This is a genomic window from Dehalococcoidales bacterium, assembly GCA_028716225.1.
GTDB lineage: Bacteria > Chloroflexota > Dehalococcoidia > Dehalococcoidales > UBA5760 > UBA5760.
Map to the genome: position 1 here is coordinate 13,355 of JAQUQE010000017.1, position 19,357 is coordinate 32,711.

Annotated in this window: 18 protein-coding genes; 10 read left to right on the forward strand and 8 right to left on the reverse strand. The window is 49.3% G+C overall.

All coding sequences use genetic code 11. The annotated features are described in order from the left end of the window. Positions 1 to 7: 7 nt before the first annotated feature. Genes PHI12_09450 through katG form a run of 3 tightly spaced genes read left to right on the forward strand, consistent with a single transcriptional unit; the run spans position 8 to position 3,264 of the window. Positions 8 to 388, forward strand: coding sequence for a transcriptional repressor (locus PHI12_09450; protein ID MDD5511019.1), 381 nt, complete (start codon positions 8 to 10; stop codon positions 386 to 388). Positions 389 to 429: 41 nt separating this feature from the next. Further along, complete coding sequence (locus PHI12_09455; protein ID MDD5511020.1) at positions 430 to 1,008, forward strand: rubrerythrin family protein; 579 nt, start codon at positions 430 to 432, stop codon at positions 1,006 to 1,008. Between the two features lie 54 nt (positions 1,009 to 1,062). Next, positions 1,063 to 3,264, forward strand: coding sequence for a catalase/peroxidase HPI (gene katG, locus PHI12_09460; GenBank protein ID MDD5511021.1), 2,202 nt, complete (start codon positions 1,063 to 1,065; stop codon positions 3,262 to 3,264). 211 nt (positions 3,265 to 3,475) lie between these two features. Here the strand turns inward: katG and PHI12_09465 are convergent, their stop codons facing one another. After that, complete coding sequence (locus tag PHI12_09465; protein ID MDD5511022.1) at positions 3,476 to 4,339, reverse strand: DegV family protein; 864 nt, start codon at positions 4,337 to 4,339, stop codon at positions 3,476 to 3,478. A 538-nt stretch (positions 4,340 to 4,877) separates the two neighbouring features. Here PHI12_09465 and PHI12_09470 point away from each other — a divergent pair. Further along, entirely contained in the window at positions 4,878 to 6,848 is a 1,971-nt protein-coding gene (locus PHI12_09470; GenBank protein MDD5511023.1) for an IPT/TIG domain-containing protein, read from the forward strand. Between the two features lie 82 nt (positions 6,849 to 6,930). Further along, the gene (locus PHI12_09475; protein MDD5511024.1) at positions 6,931 to 8,397 is read left to right on the forward strand and encodes a bifunctional UDP-sugar hydrolase/5'-nucleotidase; all 1,467 of its coding nucleotides are present in this window, start codon (positions 6,931 to 6,933) and stop codon (positions 8,395 to 8,397) included. Positions 8,398 to 8,411: 14 nt separating this feature from the next. On the opposite strand, the gene PHI12_09480 is transcribed toward PHI12_09475, so the two are convergent. Further along, a complete protein-coding gene (locus PHI12_09480) occupies positions 8,412 to 8,753 on the reverse strand; it encodes a carboxymuconolactone decarboxylase family protein (protein MDD5511025.1) in 342 nt (113 codons plus the stop codon). A 219-nt stretch (positions 8,754 to 8,972) separates the two neighbouring features. Between PHI12_09480 and PHI12_09485 the strand changes: the two genes are divergently transcribed. After that, complete coding sequence (locus tag PHI12_09485; GenBank protein ID MDD5511026.1) at positions 8,973 to 10,154, forward strand: iron-containing alcohol dehydrogenase; 1,182 nt, start codon at positions 8,973 to 8,975, stop codon at positions 10,152 to 10,154. A 25-nt stretch (positions 10,155 to 10,179) separates the two neighbouring features. On the opposite strand, the gene PHI12_09490 is transcribed toward PHI12_09485, so the two are convergent. The 3 genes from PHI12_09490 to PHI12_09500 form a co-directional block, all read right to left on the reverse strand. After that, positions 10,180 to 10,518: a hypothetical protein gene (locus PHI12_09490; protein MDD5511027.1), complete on the reverse strand. Its 339-nt coding sequence runs from the start codon at positions 10,516 to 10,518 to the stop codon at positions 10,180 to 10,182. A gap of 30 nt (positions 10,519 to 10,548) precedes the next feature. After that, on the reverse strand, positions 10,549 to 10,698 hold the full coding sequence (locus tag PHI12_09495) for a hypothetical protein (protein ID MDD5511028.1): 150 nt from the start codon (positions 10,696 to 10,698) through the stop codon (positions 10,549 to 10,551). A gap of 140 nt (positions 10,699 to 10,838) precedes the next feature. Further along, positions 10,839 to 11,609 carry an SIMPL domain-containing protein gene (locus PHI12_09500; GenBank protein MDD5511029.1) on the reverse strand — a complete coding sequence of 257 codons (771 nt, stop codon included), beginning with the start codon at positions 11,607 to 11,609 and terminating at the stop codon, positions 10,839 to 10,841. 175 nt (positions 11,610 to 11,784) lie between these two features. Here PHI12_09500 and rlmN point away from each other — a divergent pair, with 175 nt between their 5' ends. The 4 genes from rlmN to PHI12_09520 all read left to right on the forward strand — a co-directional run bounded on the left by rlmN (position 11,785) and on the right by PHI12_09520 (position 14,730). Next, positions 11,785 to 12,831 (forward strand): 23S rRNA (adenine(2503)-C(2))-methyltransferase RlmN, encoded by a 1,047-nt coding sequence (gene rlmN / locus PHI12_09505; GenBank protein MDD5511030.1) that lies wholly within the window; start codon positions 11,785 to 11,787, stop codon positions 12,829 to 12,831. Between the two features lie 200 nt (positions 12,832 to 13,031). After that, entirely contained in the window at positions 13,032 to 13,697 is a 666-nt protein-coding gene (locus tag PHI12_09510) for a phosphoribosyltransferase family protein (protein ID MDD5511031.1), read from the forward strand. A 209-nt stretch (positions 13,698 to 13,906) separates the two neighbouring features. Then, the gene (locus PHI12_09515; protein MDD5511032.1) at positions 13,907 to 14,302 is read left to right on the forward strand and encodes a hypothetical protein; all 396 of its coding nucleotides are present in this window, start codon (positions 13,907 to 13,909) and stop codon (positions 14,300 to 14,302) included. A 41-nt stretch (positions 14,303 to 14,343) separates the two neighbouring features. Continuing rightward, positions 14,344 to 14,730, forward strand: coding sequence for a protease inhibitor I42 family protein (locus tag PHI12_09520; protein MDD5511033.1), 387 nt, complete (start codon positions 14,344 to 14,346; stop codon positions 14,728 to 14,730). Between the two features lie 863 nt (positions 14,731 to 15,593). On the opposite strand, the gene PHI12_09525 is transcribed toward PHI12_09520, so the two are convergent. The 3 genes from PHI12_09525 to PHI12_09535 form a co-directional block, all read right to left on the reverse strand. After that, positions 15,594 to 15,914, reverse strand: a complete 321-nt coding sequence (locus tag PHI12_09525; protein MDD5511034.1) for an SDR family NAD(P)-dependent oxidoreductase — start codon at positions 15,912 to 15,914, stop codon at positions 15,594 to 15,596. 161 nt (positions 15,915 to 16,075) lie between these two features. Continuing rightward, entirely contained in the window at positions 16,076 to 17,935 is a 1,860-nt protein-coding gene (locus PHI12_09530) for an aldehyde ferredoxin oxidoreductase family protein (GenBank protein ID MDD5511035.1), read from the reverse strand. Positions 17,936 to 18,042: 107 nt separating this feature from the next. Next, positions 18,043 to 19,110, reverse strand: a complete 1,068-nt coding sequence (locus PHI12_09535) for a hypothetical protein (protein ID MDD5511036.1) — start codon at positions 19,108 to 19,110, stop codon at positions 18,043 to 18,045. Between the last annotated feature and the right edge of the window lie 247 nt (positions 19,111 to 19,357).

Here is a 19,357-nt window from a genome sequence, read left to right on the forward strand (position 1 = left end):
ATCGATTATGATACAAAGAGCGACCAGACAGAGAGAAGCCATATTGCAGGTACTCAGGTGTGCCGACTCGCACCCTACGGCCGATTGGATATACGAGGAAGTCAAGAAGAGTATACCCAATATCAGCAAAGGCACGGTATACCGCAACCTTAAGGTATTACGGGATACCGGTAAGATTGCGGAACTTAATCTCAGCGGCACCGTCAGCAGATACGAAGGCAGACAGGATAATCACTATCACTTCAGGTGTACAAAATGCGGGCAGATCTTTGATCTTGACGAACCGGTCAACAAAAAACTTGAGGAAAAGATAGCCGGGAAAACCGGCTTCACGGTCTCATCCCACCAGCTTGAATTCCGTGGCATCTGCAAAGACTGCCAGCAATAAATGGTTATCATCGAAATGATCCAAGGAAAGGAGAAATGAAGTTGAGCAAATCAATCAAAGGAACACAGACGGAGAAAAATCTTTTGACGGCGTTTGCCGGTGAATCCCAGGCAAGAAACCGCTACACATTTTTTGCCAGTGTCGCCCGCAAGGAAGAATACGAGCAGATCGCCAACATCTTTACCGAAACGGCCGGTAACGAGAAGGAACATGCTGAAGTTTTCTTTAAATACCTCGAGGGTGGTGACTTAGAAATCACGGCAGCCTATCCGGCAGGGATTATCGGAGACACTCTGACAAATCTAATAGCCGCCGCCGACGGTGAGAAGCTGGAATGGAGCACCATCTATGCCGAATTTGAAAAAACCGCTAGAGAAGAAGGTTTTAAGGATATAGCCACTTCCTTCAAGGAGATTGCGGAAGTAGAGGAATTTCACGAAGGCCGCTACCGGAAGCTTGCCAAAAACGTGGCCGGGGGAGAGGTATTCATAAAGAAGGCTGCGGTGAAATGGCACTGCACCAACTGCGGATACATCCACGAAGGTCCCGAGGCTCCGAAGGAATGTCCGGCCTGTAAGCACGCTCAGTCATACTACGAGTTACTGGCGGAAAACTACTAACGTATTTGGCAGGCTAGATATGTAATCTCCGGGAAGCAACTAGGAGGTAACATTATGAATGAAGAGAACAAGTGCCCGGTAACGGGGAGAGTAAGCAAGCCTACTGCCGGGGGCGGCACGTCGATCCGGGACTGGTGGCCGAACCAGTTAAACCTCAAGATTCTCCATCAGAACTCCAGCTTGAGCAATCCGATGGGCAAGGAATTCAACTACGCCGACGAATTCAAGAAGCTCGACCTGGCGGCCCTGAAGAAGGACCTCTATAAGCTGATGACCGACTCGCAGGACTGGTGGCCGGCCGATTACGGTCACTACGGGCCGCTCTTCATCCGGATGGCGTGGCACAGCGCAGGAACATACCGTATGGGTGACGGTCGCGGTGGCGCAAGTTCCGGCAGCCAGCGTTTTCCACCCCTCAACAGCTGGCCGGATAATGCAAACCTCGACAAGGCACGCCGCCTGCTCTGGCCAATCAAACAGAAATACGGCAGGAAGATCTCCTGGGCCGACCTCATGATCCTCGCCGGCAACTGTTCTCTTGAGTCGATGGGATTCAAGACCTTCGGTTTCGGCGGCGGACGTGAGGACGTCTGGGAACCGCAAGAAGACGTTTACTGGGGGAGCGAGAGCGAGTGGCTTGGCGACAAGCGCTACTCCGGTGATCGGGAACTGGAAAATCCCCTCGCTGCCGTGCAGATGGGCCTGATTTACGTGAATCCGGAAGGTCCGAACGGTAATCCTGATCCGGTCGCGTCGGGGCGTGATATTCGCGAGACCTTTGCCCGCATGGCGATGAACGATGAGGAAACTGTCGCGCTCATTGCCGGCGGACACACCTTCGGCAAGTGCCACGGCGCGGGTAATGCGGCCCTCGTCGGTCCAGAACCCGAGGCCGCCGGCGTCGAGGAGCAGGGCCTGGGCTGGAAAAGCAGCTTCGGCAGCGGCAAAGGCGGCGATACGATCACCAGCGGCCTCGAAGGTGCCTGGACCCCCAATCCGATCAAGTGGGGTAGTGACTACTTCGATGTCCTGTTCGGCTATGAATGGGAGCTGACAAAAAGTCCCGCCGGTGCGAAACAATGGATACCCAGAGATAGGGCCGGGGCCGGCACCGTACCGGATGCCCACGATCCTGCTAAACGACACGCACCCATGATGACCACGGCAGACCTGGCCCTGAGATTCGACCCGATCTATGAGCCAATCGCGAGACGTTTTCATAAAGACCACGCGGCGTTTGCAGACGCCTTTGCCCGGGCCTGGTTTAAGCTGACCCACCGCGACATGGGCCCCCGCTCGCGCTACCTCGGTTCGGAGGTTCCTGCCGAAGACCTCATCTGGCAAGATCCGGTACCGGTTGTCGACCATGAATTGATCGACGCGAAGGACATCGCTTCCCTCAAGGCTAAGATCCTGGCTTCAGACCTTTCTATCTCGGAACTGGTTTATACCGCCTGGGCTTCGGCATCCACCTTCCGTGGCTCCGACAAGCGCGGCGGCGCCAACGGGGCACGCATTCGTCTTGCACCACAGAAGGACTGGGAAGTCAACCAGCCGGCGAAACTAGCAAAGGTCCTGAAGACGCTCGAGACAATCCGGAAAGAGTTCAACAAGTCGCAGAACGGTGGTAAGAAGGTCTCGCTGGCCGACTTGATCGTTATGGGCGGGTGTGCGGCCGTCGAAGCAGCGGCAAAGAAAGGCGGACACGACGTGACAATACCATTCACGCCGGGGCGCACGGATGCATCTCAGGAGCAGACCGACGTAAAGTCATTTGCCGTGCTCGAGCCGTCCGCAGACGGATTCCGCAACTACCTCAAAGCCAAATATGCTGTATCGGCAGAGGAGCTGCTGGTTGATCGGGCTCAGCTGCTGACCCTAACCGCTCCTGAGATGACGGTTCTGGTCGGCGGCATGCGTGTCTTGAATGCTAATTACGGAAATTACCGGCACGGCGTCTTCACCAAGCGGCCGGAGACGCTCACCAATGACTTCTTCGCAAATCTGCTCGACATGGGCACGATCTGGAAGCCAACTACAGAGGATAAAGAAGTGTTCGAGGGTCGTGATCGCGCAACGGGCGAAATCAAATGGACCGGCACCCGTGTCGACCTTATCTTCGGTTCCAACGCCCAGCTCCGGGCTCTGGCAGAAGTCTATGGATGTGAGGACTCCCGGGAGAAATTCGTGCACGACTTCGTAGCGGCGTGGAGCAAGGTAATGAACCTGGACCGCTTCGATGTCGTCCGATCGTAGCATAAATATTTACGCGGCCTTCTGAAGTGTGTTCTGAACTGTAAACCAGATGGTCTATCGATGGCGACCAATATGGAGACCTGATGAGGCTATGCTACACCTTTCCTAATTTCGCCGAGCCACGGAAGTTAGCATTAGAACAGGAAGGCCATCCCAGAGTTCATAACCGGGGTGGCCCTCCTTTCTGTCCGTAGAAGTGCCGACGCATACCTTAATCTTCGCCATAAAATGCCAGCGATACACATCGGGGCCCGGTCACCACACAGGCCACTGATGAGTGTGGCGTTATATGGAGTGCACTAAATTCAAATTGAGAGACAAGTTTTCTCTTTAATGCTTCGGCTTCCTTTAAATCACTACTATAACTTATATCCGCGCATATCTTTCTGTTTCCACATTTTTCTCTCACGATCTCAACCAGTGCATCTAATGCCTTCCCTTTCGTTCTATTCTTGGATATGAATTTCCCTACTCCGCCGCTGGAAGCATCCATTTCCAGAAGGGGGTATATCGGCATGGGAGCTTTGGCTATGTTGGGTTCTCCTCCTGACCTCCCCGATCTCTCAAAGAAGAATAGCGTCTCAGGAACGTTTATCAGGGTTACTTTTTGCGCAACCTGACGGGCAATCCTGGCTACATCTGATAGACTCTTGCCTTCGTTAGCTGCTCTGGCAGCCGCCAGAACAACAAGCAGCTCGCCGGATATAACACTGCGGGAATCGACCACTTCAATAGCGATATCAGGTAATTCCTTACTGGCGCTCTCTTTAGCCTGTATGGCAGCGTTATAGTCTGCAGACATACTCGATGACAAGGCAACGAACAGCATGCTCTTCACACTCTGACTAGCTCTCTTGTAGGCTTTCAGAATTTCACCTGTAGTACAAGCCGAGTGAGTCGGCAGGTCCTGGTAGGATTCAAGCCGGGTAAATAGTTTCTCTCTGTCAATGGAGTTATCAGGATAATCCTTACCGTCAAATATGGTATGGTAAGGTACCACCATAACGTCGTATTCCCTGGCTTGCTCCGAGGACAGACCACCCAGACTATCAGTAATCACCATCACTTCTTTCATCTGATTAACTCCTGATAAGCTATTATTTTTCGTGGAGGGAAATGGAAATAGTATGAGGTAATAATAGATGATTATTAGTAATGTCGTCAAAACGCTGAGCGCCGGCTGCTGCCCAGTTATACTACAGACCGGCTTTACATACTGAACCATTGCTTTACCAACCGTATATGGACAATTTCCCTATCGACCATTAAATCGTTTTTACAGATCATCCTGTATGTGAGATGATAATAATGCTCCAAGTAGTAGAGCTGTCGTGGTTTAGTAGAAGGGAAACAACCAGCACCGCAAGGTTAAGGGGTAATTCAGTCGAAGCGCCACGGATAAGCCAAATTACTTGGAGCATTCCTTTTGTCCGGATACATTCCTAATTTGCCTTCCCCTTATCCTTATCCCCATATACACTCTCAAGCTCCCCTCGAACATCGCTGACCCCGTATAGCTCTGTCTTGACTTTTGTACAATCAGTCAATATTATGTGTGTTAATAAGGACGACTACTTTACCAGGCTATGAGAAGCCAGCATAAGGAAGGTTCTATGAAAAGGCTATGTTTAGGAATAGCTTTGGCCTTAACCTCTTTATTACTGTTTCTGCCCGCTACACCGGCTATGGCCGCCTCGTTGGATATATCACCGAACCATGCTCCGGTAGATACGCTGGTCAACATCAACGGCAGCGCCTTTACTCCGGGAGCAAACTATCAGATACGCTTCGCGTACGATACCAGTTTTGAGACTATAGCCAGTGGCACAGTGGATCCAGCCGGCGCATTATCACGTAATATCAGGGTGCCGGAGATGCCCGGCGGAACCTACAATGTGCGTGTATCAACCAGCTACGAAAATGCGACTGTCATCTTCGATGTCGAGCCAGAAGTAGAACTTAGCAGCACGACTTCCCTGGTAAATGACCAGGTAACTATACAGGGCACCGGCTTCAGAGCCAGCCGTAGTATAACCATCCGATTTGACAATAGAAGTATCGCTACCACCTCAACCAACTCCCGCGGCAGCTTCACCACAACCTTCCGTATTCCGGAGGCTGACCGCGGCAGCCATGAAGTCAGCGCTGATGACGGCATGTTTGAGGCTATAGACAGTCTCCTTGTGACACAATCGATATCAATCTCACCAAGCTCCGGCAGCACGGGCACCGAAGTCACGATAACAGGACGCGGCTTCCGTGCCAACCGGGCAATCAGTATTTTCTTTGATGATGACCGGGTTGCTACCAGCCCCGCTTCGGTAAGAAGCAACAGCAACGGCAGTTTCACCGCAGACTTCGATGTACCGATTTGCATTAACCGCACTCTTGAGGTACTGGCAAGTGACGGCACCTATACTGCGAACACCGATTTCACCGTCGTCGCCAGTATAACACTGTCCCGGGTATCGGGTGAGGTCGGAAATGAGGTCACTATCATAGGACACGGCTTCCGCTCCAACCGGAATATTGAAATAATATTCGATGGGGATGAATTAAACACATGGCCATCAGTAGTCCGCTCCGACGGCACCGGCTGCTTTGAAGCCACCTTCTTAATCCCACCAAGCGCCAACGGCATACACGAAGTAGAGGCCAGCGACGGCACTGAATTAGATGATGCTAATCTTACCACTGAATCCACTCTGAAACTTAACCCGTCGAGCGGACCAATCAACGCCACCGTCGGTATCACCGGTACGGGTTTTGGCAAATCAAGAACAGTGACCATCCGCTTCAACGGCGATCACGTTAGGACCAGCGCTACTGATTCTTATGGCAACTTCGCCGACCAGTTCGTAGTTCCTTCGGTAACGAGCGGCAACTATTCTGTAACCGCCAACGACGGTACTGCGGCAGGTAGCGCCAGCTTTACAGTGACCACCAGCCTGGAAATAAGTCCCGACAACGGCAATGTGGGCTCGTACATAACAGCGAAAGGAACCGGCTTTACCGGAGTGGTTGTAATACAATACGACAACTCTACCGTAGCGACCACCAGAGCCGATGCCAACGGCAACTTTTCCATTGCCTTTAAGGTTCCCGCCAGCCGTCACGGACAGCATACTATAAGCGCCAGTGATACCATCAACACACTGGAGACCCATTTTATCGTGGAATCCACCCCACCACCGACACCTCAGTCCGTGTCTCCGGATAATGGCTCCAGGCAGGGCACCCGACCAACCCTAACATGGAACATGGTGAGCGATCCGAGCGGTGTGACTTATACTATCCAGATTGCCCCGGATGACAGTTTCGCAACTATAATACTTGAGAAAAGGGGCCTCACCCAATCACCATACTCTCTTACTAAGGAGGAATCACTCCGCGGTACCGATAGCAACACCCCCTATTACTGGAGGGTGAAAGCTGTCGATGGGGCTGAAAATGAGAGCAACTGGTCGGCATTACGCTCCTTTTATGTGAGATACCTGCCCCAATGGGCGCTTATCCTTATTATCGCTTCAGCCTGCGTTGCGATTGCCGTTATGATCACCAGACACCATTACAAAAAATCGTAGCCGGTTAATATTGTCTGCCCAATATCACTGATTACAGGCGTGGAATAACACGTCGCATGCAATAAAAGAGGAAGCCTGAGCAATGAATACCAAGAAATTCACTGTCCTGCACTCTAACGATATGCATGGTGATTTTCTTGCCGAGATAAAGGACGGCGGCAGCAGACTCACCGGTGGTCTGGCCCTCCTCTCCGGGTACATCAATAAAGTCCGCAGGGAGGAGGAAAACGTCTTCTACCTTATCTCGGGAGACATGGTGCAGGGCTCCCTCATCGACTCGGAATACAGGGGCATTTCCACCATGGAAATCATGAACTATCTGGCCCCCGATGTCGTTGCCCTGGGCAATCACGAGTTCGACTACGGCCTGCCCCATCTTCTCTTTCTGGAGAAAGTAGCCAACTTTCCCATTGTTAACGCCAATCTCTATGTAAGCAAGTACAACAAGCGGCTGATGCGGCCTTACCTGATCATCAAAAAGGCGGGCTTCGATGTACTCTTCACCGGCATCATCACCGAGAAAGTGATAGATGCCATCAACAATCAGGACGATCTGATCAGCAGTTTCATCACCCTGGAAGAAGCCAGCCAGGAAATAGGCAAGATCACCAATGCCTACAAGAACGACGACATAGACCTTACCATTATCCTGACCCATATCGGCTTTGAATCCGATATTGAGCTGGCGAAGATGCTGAATCCTGAGTGGGGGGTTGATATGATCATCGGCGGCCATTCCCACACCATCCTGGAAAAGCCGGCCAAGGTCAACGGAATACTGATCGCTCAGGCGGGCGTTGGAACCGACCAGATCGGACGCTTTGACATCGTGGTCGATGACGATACCAACAGCATTGTGGACTATGAATGGCAGCTTATTCCGGTTGACGACAGATTAGCCGAGCCCGATGCTAAACTCGAGGAATACATCGACTCTCTTAAGGGACAGGTAGACCGGAAGTATAGCACCATTATCTGCAAGTTTGGTGAGATTCTTACTCACCCCCGGCGGGAGGTTGAGACCTCCCTGGGCGACCTCATCGCCGATGCCTTCGCCGAAATCGCCGAGAGCGATGTCATGCTGGTCGGCAGCGGTTCAATCAGGTCGAAGGAAATGGGCCCCGTGGTCACCCTTAAGGATTTAAAGACCTGCTTCCCCTACGACGACGTGATAACAAGATACCGGATCAGCGGTGCCCAGCTCAAACGCATCTTTGCCCATATTATGAGGCCGGATAATCGAAATAGCGAGGGGGAATGCTACCAGGTAAACGGCAGGGTGAAAGCCGTCTACAATGATGCCGCGAGAGAACTGGCATCACTCACGGTCAATCGGCAGCCGGTTTCCGATGATCATTGCTATACCATCGCCATGCTTGGTTTTCATTCCAAAAACTCAAGCGCCTATCTTAATATCACTAACGAGGAGCTTCTTGCTTCGGGAAAATCAAAGGTCATCAGTACCTCGGCTCAGGAAGTGCTCGAAGAGTATCTGAGAAACCACCAGAACATCAGCCGCAGGGTTGAAGGCAGATTAGTCTATAACTAGATTGAAAATACGGTTTAGAGCTTTCCTAACTCATCGAGTATTTTTATTACTCTTAATGACTCACCCATACCGGATGTACCGCTCATAGCCAATTCCACCGATAGGGTCTCCAGAATTTCATCTTTACTAGCCCCGGATTCAAGTGCCCGAATAGTGTGGGAAAGGATACAATTTTCACATCCGGCCCTGAGGGCTATTCCCAAAGCGATAAGATGCTTTATCCTTTTAGGAAGTGCGCCGTCCTTGTACACGGATTCAAGTATGGAAGTCTCCTGGGTCATCAACTCGGGAAACAATTGCCTGAATTTTTCTCGTAATACAACCCGCTCATCATTTAGTTTTAACTGATTTTCCATGTCGGTAAACACCTTCCAAATTATTATTGCGCAACTACTGTCATGGTGTTAAAAGTCTATATGATCCTTAATCATACCATACACCGGTTCTCGGATTTGTATGTTTCGACTAACTCCAGAGAAACTTATCATCAAAGTCCCTAAGTCAGTTTTGTGCAATTTGATACAAGGAATTGTTGTGTTAAGATAGAATATCAATATCCTTAAAGGAGACCTGTTTTGCGCTACTTCAGGGTGCCACGGGAGATAGTATTCGGCTATGGTTCTCTCAATCACCTGGCCAAAATGAATACGAAGCGGGTGGCGGTGATATGTGGAGGAGGCGCTACAGCCAGACTGGCCGGGGACAAGGTGCTGCCGCTGTTGATAGAGTCGGGGGGGAAAGCCGAATTGATGACAGGTGTACTTCCGGAGCCCCCGATCAGGCAGGTCGTAGATTTTAAAGAGAGACTTCTTGAATTTAGACCTGACTGGATTCTGGGATTCGGCGGCGGTTCCCCGATAGACCTGGCCAAATCAGCCTGGCTTTTCTATGAACACCCGGAACTGGATGTTTTCAATAAAGTAAGGGAGTGGGGAGAAGGCCCGATCAAGTCAATGCCTCCGCTAAGGCTTAAAGCCAGATTTATAGCCGTTGAGACCACCAGCGGCAGCGGGACCGGCGTCAGCCGCGGCTCGGTTATTTTCGACGAATCCAGCAAGCGGAAATATCCGGTGCGCAGCTACGAAATGGTACCGGATACAGCCATTTATGACCCCGAGCTGTGTCTTTCTCTGCCACCCGACGTCACCGCCAATACCGGCATGGACGCACTTACCCATGCCGTAGAGGCCTACGTGTCGATTAACGATAATGAACCTGCCAAATGGCTGGCGCTGAGGGCGATAAAATACGTTTTGCAATATCTACCCATTGCCTGCTCGCAACCCGACCATAAAGAGGCTCGAGAGAAAATGCACGAAGCCAATATGATGGCCGGAATGGCTTTCAGCAATACCTCGCTGGGTATCAACCATGCCCTGGCTCACGCGTTAGGCGCAGGTTACGGCATACCCCACGGCCTATGCAACGCCGTTCTGTTGCCCTACGCCATAGAATTTAATCTTCCCGATGCCGAAGCCGGGTATGCCGAGATAGCCCGGACTATCGGCCTCAAAGAGCGCACGGCCAAAAAGCAGGCCAATGCGCTCAGCAAGGAAGTATTTAGATTGGGCCAGCTGCTTGGCATTCCCAGTCTCAAAGACGCCCTGGCGAACAAGCTGGACCACTTCGAAAAACACCTGGATATCGTTGCCCGGAACGCTTTTTCCGATCCCAACATAGCGGCCAACCCGCGGCAGGTAAAGTCGTCTGCCGAGATAGAGAGGATATACCGGAAGGCGCTGGAGCCCGCAGGTTGATAGCTAGAGATGAGGATACGAAAAGCTAAATCACGTCTATTACAGCGGCCCTGGCTAACGCTTCCTGATGACTATAGCCTTTTTCAAGATATCTGGATATCCGGTAGGAACATCTATACTGCGGACAGAGGACGCGTTTTATTATATTCTTCAACTTCGTCTCTCTTTCCCGATCATTAACACCGTAACCCTTGACAGCAATACTCTTATTCACTACCTTGTTATCTTCGCGACCGATTTCCTCACAATTGAAGTACCGCCAGCCATCTTTGTGCGAGACGACTATTTTGCCGTTGCATAGAGACTCAGGGTTTTTCGACGACTCTTTTCCATATAATTCGGACTCTAACAATTTCTCTTTCATCTGACTTACCCCCTAATCGTCCCGGGTTACTTATCTCTCAAGAACCGATACCACGGTCCAATCCGGATACATCTGCTTAAATTTATCCTTAGCTTCCTGCTCCGTTTTGGCCTTGATATCGACGACGAAAGTACCCAGCTCATCAGGCCTTTCATAGCTGACGGAATATTTCTTAGACATCCGTCCACCACCTCTATAGTCTATATAACGAATTGTAACAGGCAAATGTTATTATTTTGTTAAAATATGAATGGATAAACATGAGAGGAGGCATATGATCGACTGTCACCATACGCCTCCTCTCGCTTTAGCTATTCCGGTTAGTCCAGTATTTCGTAAGCTATCTGAACAGATATACTTATCGTGAGCTCTCCCGGTTCGATGGGCGTTGGTGCGGGTGCTGGTACTGCCCCTTCTGCCGCCATGTAATCCCGATAAACAACGGGGTAATAACCACCGCTTTCGGAAATATAGGTTGCCTGACCCAGTTCAACACCGGCCAGAGATGCCATGTCTTCCGCCTTTGCTTTAGCATCGGCAACTGCCAGGGCCCTAGCCTCCTCTTGATATGCCTTCGGATCGTCTATCGAGAAACTGATATTGTTAACACGGATAAAGTCACCGCCGGCCAGAGCCACGGCATCAATTATGGAGCCCGCCTGGTCTATTTCCCTTATTTTAGCGGTTACCATGTTGCTGACCCGATAACCGGTAACGGTTTCTTCCTCTCTATCGTAGTCCCACCTGGTAATCCGCTGAATACTGAACTGCTCGGTACTAATATCTTTGTCGGCTATGCCGCTATTTTTCAGAGCCGCCATCACCTCGTTCATCGCCGCGGCGGCTTTTTCCTGAGCAGCCGCCACCGTAATATCTTCAGCTTCGACACCAAGCCATACCGTAGCCAAATCAGGAACAGCCTGAACCTCACCCTGACCGTTGACCCAGATACCCTGCTGCTGGTTAACCAGCTCAACTTTTACCGATTCCGGAGATCCATTGCCAGCCGGGCTGGCAACACATCCCGTGAAGGCTACCAGCGGAACTACAATTGCCAGAATCCCAAGAATAATAAACCATTTCCTATTCACAGATTTTCCTCCTCCGACTAATAATTTTTTCTAAATAATATAACGGGGAAAAGCCCCAGTAGTTAGCCCGGCTGCTCTAATATCACAATAGCCATCATCGGTTGATAAACTGCTTTTGCTGCCGCTACTCTGATATAATTGTGGTCAAAATCACCCATTCCAACACGAGCAGACCATGCCGAAGACAATCATAGGTTTAACTACAGATGAACTGCGTGTTCTGGTTGAGAAGGCCGGCGAACCGGCTTACCGTGGCAATCAGTTAGCAGAGTGGGTCTACCAGCGTGAAGCACACACGTTCGAGGAGATGACTAACCTGCCGCTCAGTCTGCGTTCGCAGTTGAGCCGGGAATATGAGGTCGGCCGTTCCCAAATCCTCTCCGTGCAACACGGCAGGGACACGACTATCAAGCTGTTGCTGGCGATGTGCGATGGCGCCAAAGTGGAAACCGTGGGCCTGCCGTACGCAGGTCATTTCAGCTGCTGCGTATCTACGCAGGTAGGCTGTCCGGTAGGTTGTGTTTTTTGCGCCACCGGGCTGAGCGGCTATGTCCGCAACCTGACGGCCGGAGAGATTGTAGAACAGGTATTGGCAGTACAGGAAGTGGTAAGAAATAAGCAACTACCCTCTGGCAGCCATACTAACCGCATTGACCACGTCACTTTCATGGGTATGGGGGAGCCGCTGCTCAACCAGGCGGCCACTATGAAGGCATTACAACTGCTGAAAAACGAGCTGGGCATCTCCATGAGGCATCTGACATTGAGCACGGTCGGCTTTGTTCCCGGCATTTACAAGCTAGCACGGGAGAAAACACAAATTACCCTGGCGGTATCTCTGCATGCTGCGAACGATCAGCTCCGCCGGAAACTTATCCCCAGGGTAATCAAGTTCAGCGTAACCGAGATTCTGGATTCCTGCCGTGAATTCGTAAAGCAGACCGGGAGAAGGGTAACGCTGGAATATTGCTTGCTTAACGGAATCAATGACGGCAGTATAGAAGCTCATGAACTGGCCAGAGCGGTAGGCAGGCTTAACTACCATGTGAATTTGATTCCATACAATGCGGTCTCCGGTCTTACCCTGCACTCCCCACCGAGAGAACGAATCCGGGCCTTCCGCGGAATTCTGGAAAGCGCAGGCATTCCCGTGACACAGCGGCTTCAGCGCGGCACAGGCATCGATGCTGCCTGCGGACAGTTGCGAAACCGTACAATATAGGCAATACTCCTAAACACAAAACAGGGCCGGCAAAATCCCACAACACAGCAGTATTTCACCGAATCCATTACCTACCAAGCTCTTCGCAAATCACCACCACTGTACTATAATGACAATATAACCTGACTAACAGGTTAACGCTATACCTTATATTAACTGCACTTAAAACAGGAAATCCTGGTTAGACTAAAGGAGGCAATGTGACGATACGTATTATCTCTCGCAGTAATGAGCTTTTCCAGGACCGGCAAGAAGCAGGAAGACTACTGGCTAGCGAGCTTAGACAGTTCATCTCCGATAATACAGTAGTGATAGGTATCCCTCGGGGCGGCGTTATTGTAGCCTATGAGATAGCAAGAGAGCTCAAGGTTGAATTCGATATCGTGCTGGCTCATAAACTGCGCAGCCCCGGGCATGCCGAACTGGCTATCGGTTCCGTAACCGAGCATGGTAAGACATTCCTCAACAAAGTGCTCGTCCGCGGACTTAGTGTTAGTGACGACTATATCGAGGAAGAAAAGAGGCGGCAGCTCGTTGAAATCAAAAGGCGTGCCAATTCCATCCGCCTGGTGAAGCCAAAGGTACCGCTAACCGGCAAAACGGTCATTCTTACCGATGACGGTGTGGCCACCGGAGCCACGGTACAGGCAGCAATATGGTCGGTTAGACTGGAAAACCCGGCGAGATTGATCGTCGCGCTACCGGTGGGGCCTAAAGAGACAATCGCTAATCTATCAGTAGATGTCGATGAAGTCGTATGTCTGCGCGCTCCGGAGGATTTCGCCGCAGTCGGGCAATTCTACCTGCGATACACCCCTGTCGACGACGATGCAGTCCTTAAGATCATGGGACAACAATCGAGATGAAGGCTGAATTACCTCATAAGCTTATACCTATTTACAAAACTGTACTTACCAAATGCTTCTTCCCAAGCATGTATTGAAAATCCAGTAATCTTGTATCGTGGCGCTTGCTAAACGAAGACTTCCAGAGTATTGACAACTGCCCAAGCAGGAGTACAATTGCATTGTGGGAAGACAACTCAATGCAGAGTTTAGCTGCAGGAGGCTCATTGATGACTAGGAAACTTAGAATCACACTCTGGGTAGCGATAGGTCTGACTATAGGAACGCTGCTATGGATAATCTTTGGACCCATTTTAGTTCCATCACTATACCCAGGTAATGACATGGTTCCCAATGTTAATATCCAAGTTTTCATCATATCCTTTGCCCTTGTCTTCGTTTGCGGAATATTGATTGTGCGTTGGGCGAGGACAAATGCTGCTCAGAATCCGTTGAAGAGATACCTACTGTTAGCTGGTGCATCTGCAATGGGTATTCTTTTCTTCGGCACTATCGTACATATGTTCACTGAGTTTGGCTTCATAATGGCTACTATTGTCTGCCCAATAGCCCTTATTGTAGGTGCTGTATTGGCGCTGAGATTCAAGAGTATTCCTACAGGCTAAGTAATGAATAACCAAGAAAAACAAGAACACGAGGGAAATCGTTGAAGCTATCCCTGCTATCTATTACAGTGTTGATAGCAGCTATCTGCCTAGGTACTGGGTGTCATACACACGGGGTAGCTCAGATCGGTGAAGATAACTCAATAAACGTTAGCGTCAACGAGGAGTTTATTCTTACCCTTGACACCGATGCGACCAATGGATATAGCTGGTATGAAAGTCATGACCCGATGATGCTTGAACTGGTAGGTAGAACATATAGGAAGGGTGAGCATACTAAACCGGAGCTATCTGGTTCCACAGGTGGGGTGGAATATTTTTCGTATAAAGCTTTGAAGACAGGTGAAACGGAAATAATCATGACCTACGAAAGGCCATGGTACAAAGAAACCATAAAGCAAGAGGCCTTCACCGTTAATATACACTAATCCCTAATCAGACCTTAGGTAACAGTCACACTCCCCTGCATAATTAATCCTTATCTCTCCATTCCACTATACACCCTCAAGCTCTCCTCAAACCTCACCCTCCTCGTATGCCTGACCACCATGTCAGGATCTCCCAACCCTATAGCCTCATGATATGCTTAAAATCCAACCCAGCCCTGTGTAAATTCGATGCAAAGTTCTTCTGAAGGGAAACTAATTCCTGCCGTGACTAGAGAACGAAATGGGCATCTCTGTATAACAAAGACGCTACACATCTGTGAACCAAACGATAACCCTAAAACAACTTTTTGATAACGATTGTGAATTTTATCTAAGAAAGAGTTTACTAGGCCGTACAGGTCTCGACCCTGTGACACCATGATTAAAAGTGAGAGGCATGATGCGCCACCTAGTTCAAACCAGATAGCATTACGTATTCTCGGGTCCTATGAAACGGGATCGTTTGTGCCTAAACATATAATCTGATGATGCACAGTACTAAACAGTTTATCGGAAAAATGTCGGCTGCCGACATTAATTATGTATAGCATTTTGCTAGGCAGCCAACTCTGAATAAAGAAACGCCATATCGGTCACAAATACTCAAGATTTACCAAATCTTTACCTTCCGATGAAAAGTATGAAGCCACAAAACAAACAGACAGTAAGTAGTAATCAGTTTTCGTATTATCATAACCGCCGTGGTTCATGATTAGTCTAATACCAATGACAGAAGCAATGTCGATGATGTTACTGCTTTTTTGCCTAACCTTACATCCGGCCTGAGACTAGAGGAAAGTCTCCCTCAAGTAGATTGCGATCACCACATCCCAGTCCTCCTCGAAAGATCCAGAGTGGGCACCTCAATAGATAGCAGCATTTTTCACCAAGATGTCAATGCTACCAAACTCAGTAGTTACTACCTGCTTTACCATTCTTTCCACATCGGTCTTGCTGGTAACATCGGCTTGAATCGCCAACGAACGTCGGCCTGATTGGGAAATCTCCGCGACCGCTACCCCAAGCTTGCTATTGGTGAGCATTCTACCACAGATACCAAAACCAGCTCCCGCATCGGCAAAACCGAGAGTGATTGCTCGTCCAAATCCCATTTTACCTTCAGTAACCAAGGCCCTCTTACCATCTAAGGAAAACCCGGACAGAATACTTCTGGTCTGAATCACCGTCTGTGGTTTCTTGGTCACCTGTATGAGCGTTATAGGTTACCAATCCATCATTCTCAAACGAAAAACAGACACTATGCCAGGGCCAAACAGAAACAGCTAATAAGTTCGTATGGATACTACGGTTATTAACCCAAGCTGACATATAACAACCGTACGAATCAACCAATTAGATCCTTTAATCCCAATCCTTCCAAGGTTGAAGCCAATGGTCTACCAGTCTTTCTATCCCAACCCAGAGCTTGGTATCCCATAGTTTTCATGAGCCTGAAATTATACCTGATACCAACGTTCGGTCCGCTCGATTGGGGCTCTTCTATTCTTTTGGGAAGATGCCACTCACCTGGTTTCAGCCCCTCACGGATATTAAATGCCTGGCGTAAGGTAGCTATCCTTCGACCTGCCTTTAGTCCTTCATCCACGCTAATATCCCAGTCTGTGACTGCCTTGATCAATTCTATAATGGGTAGTATTCCTGGATAGTACGCAAACTGGCAAATGCCAGCTGAGGAAATCAGGCGTTCTACATCACTACAAATTGCGTAGATCATAGCATTAGTCTCAACGTCATTGACATCCACATGTGATAGCTTAAGCTCCTCGTAAGGAAGAATATCAAGGCCACTGAAGAATGCATTGGCCGATTCACAAGCAGTATGCCTGCCGGGTGTTGCATCCAGAACATACCCCCATCCACAACCAATTAAAACTCGTGGGTCATGAGCTGGCAAATCCTGGCCGGCGACGTGCATCGCGTATTGATCGGATTCTTTGCCAATACTTTCTGCAGCAAACTTACTGCCATCAGCCAGAATGGCACCAAACCCTTCTCGCCGCCCGATCTGTTCTACCATTTCCACCATTGCCATACCATTACCCCAGGTTAGCTCAATACCATCGGTAGTCTCTTTATCAATAATGCCACGTTCATATAGCTCCATGGCAAAGGCGATCACAGCACCGGTACTTATGGTGTCCAGACCGTAACGATTACAGAGATCATTCGCCTTGGCAACGGCCTCAGCATCATCGATGAGCAGGTTGGAACCAAGCATTCCCAGCGTCTCGTACTCTATTTTGGTGCTGACAAAAGTGCCGTAAGTGCCACCTTTGATCTCAAGCCAGCCCTTACAACCGACTGGACAGCCCAAGCAGGCATGTTTCTTCGTTTGATACCGGACTATAGCATCCCCATCCAGATTGGCAAATGTCGGGAATCCTTCCTCGCCAAAGCGTGTCCAATTCTTGATCGGAGTGTCTCCCGAAACAAGACAGGCTGAGAAGAGCCCGCATGTCCCGTATTTCTTGTAGACAAGCGCACCTTCATCATCTGTATCCTTCATTTCCTTAAGATACTGTTTGCGCAAAATAGTGAAACGTTCTGGATCAGCTACTTGTGCCTTCTTGGTGCCTCTTACGACAAGTGCCTTAAGACTCTTGGAACCCATAACTGCAGCTAGCCCTCCGCGAGCTGCAGCACATCCCTCATGTAAGATGGCAGCAATAAGAGACTTTGCTTCACCAGCAGGGCCAATGCAAGCAATACCTACTTTCCCATCTGCCAACTCGCTCTTGATGAGCACGTCGGTCTCCGATGTATCTTTACCCCATAGGTGATCGGCGTCCTTAATACTAACCTCACCATCATTCACAAAAATGTAAACCGGTTTTGGGGAAACGCCTGTAAGGAAAATAGCGTCGTAACCGGTTGCCTTCAACTGGTTGGCAAAGGAACCACCGCAATTGGAATCACTCCATCCACCGGTGATCGGAGATTTACCGACAACTTGGAAGCGAGCACCGTGTACACCAGTACCGGTAAGTGGTCCTGTGACAAAACCAAGGATATTATCAGGACCAAGTGGATCGACCTTGGGCCTCATGTGCTCATAGAGGATTCTTACTCCTAACCCCTGCCCGCCAATAAAGTCACGACAGATGTTCTCGGGTAGTGTCTCCGTGCTGGCTGATGCCGAACTTAGGTCAATGAACAGGACTTTGCCATTATAGCCGAATACCATAATTACCACTCCGTTCTGTTTGTTATTTCAAAACGAGATAGCAGATTCTTGAAATCTGGGTTTCACTTGTAGGAGCTTTACACTAAGTCCATTTGCTTTAATACTAGCTACACTTTCAGCGGTGCAAATGATAAGACTCGTTTTGGATTTTCAACCAATAGGGTGTGGATTTGCTCATCAGAAATACCTTTACTATGCATCACGGAGATCATATCACGCACGATGTGGCCAAAGCCGTATCCTCCGTAGGTAACTAAGTTATGGTTGCAATCGATATCTTGGGATATGAGGAGTTGCTCGAGGTACCCATCCTCGATAAGTTCGGCCAGTTGGCTAACTTTTTGTATATCACTTGGTGTCTCTATGAACTGCCCATAGAGAGATAGGATCTCTTCATGACCAAAAGAGTCAAATTCGACGTAGCAACCAGCCTGCGCTATCTCGCGGCGAGTATCCTGGCTATAAGCCCAGAGATCAGTATGACTAATAATAGTGCGAGTTAAATCAGCGCCGGCATCATTCAGGATTTTGATAATCTCGAGCAGCAAATCACGAGTCATGCTAGGATGCACATTTAGTGGAGCTCCGGTGCGCTTCTGGGCAATAGCCGCAGCGCGCAGGACCTTTTTCTCGGATTCTGCCAAAGGCGTCTCACAGCCGATTTCGCCAATAATACCAGCACGTACCCCGGTATCACCGACCCCGACCGTTATATCCCGTACAATTTCTTCGGCGATTTCTTCTTCGGTCTTGGTCGCCAATTCCAGAGGGTGCGAAGAACCTAGATAGTACCCCGAGCCCATAATTATGTTAAGTCCGGTAGCCCGGGAGATATAGGCTAGCCCTAGGGGATCACGGCCAAGACCGTTATTGGTAAGGTCGACTATTGTACCACCGCCTAGTCGCTTGTAAATCAGAGCTTCTTTGATCGCCAACTCGGGGTCTGTCCGATAAAGGGCGGCTCGTTGGTTTACCAAGTGGGTTTTAAGCCAATAAAGAGTCTCCATAGCGATTGGTCCATGTGCCATTCCAATCTCACTTGCCTCAATTGGCTCAACATAATACACACTCTCATCAATTAACAAATGCTCATGAGGCAAAGTTATCCCTAGGGAGTCAGCGTCGACTATCCCCAGCACAGTTTGAGCTTTTCCGGTAAGATCTTGCTGTCTCATTTCTCTCCCTCCTCAAATATATTATGATTATACAATATAACACCCATTATCAACGTAGCACTCCGCCTTATTTCAAACATCATAATTATTATGTATTTAATCAATACAAATATGTATGTACAATACAAATATGCATGTATGTCGTGTACGTTGTTAATACTTCTTAAAGATGATATTGATCAGTCATGGTAGGGGTGGTTTTCAGGCAGGAAAACAGCTTTACGTACAATGAGGTTGGGTATTCACG

What these genes read in the sequence shown, in the direction of transcription:
- PHI12_09450 (MDD5511019.1), top strand. Translation starts at nt 8, where the DNA reads ATGATACAAAGAGCGACCAGACAGAGAGAAGCCATATTGCAGGTACTC.
- katG (MDD5511021.1), top strand. Translation starts at nt 1,063, where the DNA reads ATGAATGAAGAGAACAAGTGCCCGGTAACGGGGAGAGTAAGCAAGCCT.
- PHI12_09465 (MDD5511022.1), bottom strand. Translation starts at nt 4,339, where the DNA reads ATGAAAGAAGTGATGGTGATTACTGATAGTCTGGGTGGTCTGTCCTCG.
- PHI12_09470 (MDD5511023.1), top strand. Translation starts at nt 4,878, where the DNA reads ATGAAAAGGCTATGTTTAGGAATAGCTTTGGCCTTAACCTCTTTATTA.
- PHI12_09475 (MDD5511024.1), top strand. Translation starts at nt 6,931, where the DNA reads ATGAATACCAAGAAATTCACTGTCCTGCACTCTAACGATATGCATGGT.
- PHI12_09480 (MDD5511025.1), bottom strand. Translation starts at nt 8,753, where the DNA reads ATGGAAAATCAGTTAAAACTAAATGATGAGCGGGTTGTATTACGAGAA.
- PHI12_09490 (MDD5511027.1), bottom strand. Translation starts at nt 10,518, where the DNA reads ATGAAAGAGAAATTGTTAGAGTCCGAATTATATGGAAAAGAGTCGTCG.
- PHI12_09495 (MDD5511028.1), bottom strand. Translation starts at nt 10,698, where the DNA reads ATGTCTAAGAAATATTCCGTCAGCTATGAAAGGCCTGATGAGCTGGGT.
- rlmN (MDD5511030.1), top strand. Translation starts at nt 11,785, where the DNA reads ATGCCGAAGACAATCATAGGTTTAACTACAGATGAACTGCGTGTTCTG.
- PHI12_09515 (MDD5511032.1), top strand. Translation starts at nt 13,907, where the DNA reads ATGACTAGGAAACTTAGAATCACACTCTGGGTAGCGATAGGTCTGACT.
- PHI12_09530 (MDD5511035.1), bottom strand. Translation starts at nt 17,935, where the DNA reads ATGGTATTCGGCTATAATGGCAAAGTCCTGTTCATTGACCTAAGTTCG.
- PHI12_09535 (MDD5511036.1), bottom strand. Translation starts at nt 19,110, where the DNA reads ATGAGACAGCAAGATCTTACCGGAAAAGCTCAAACTGTGCTGGGGATA.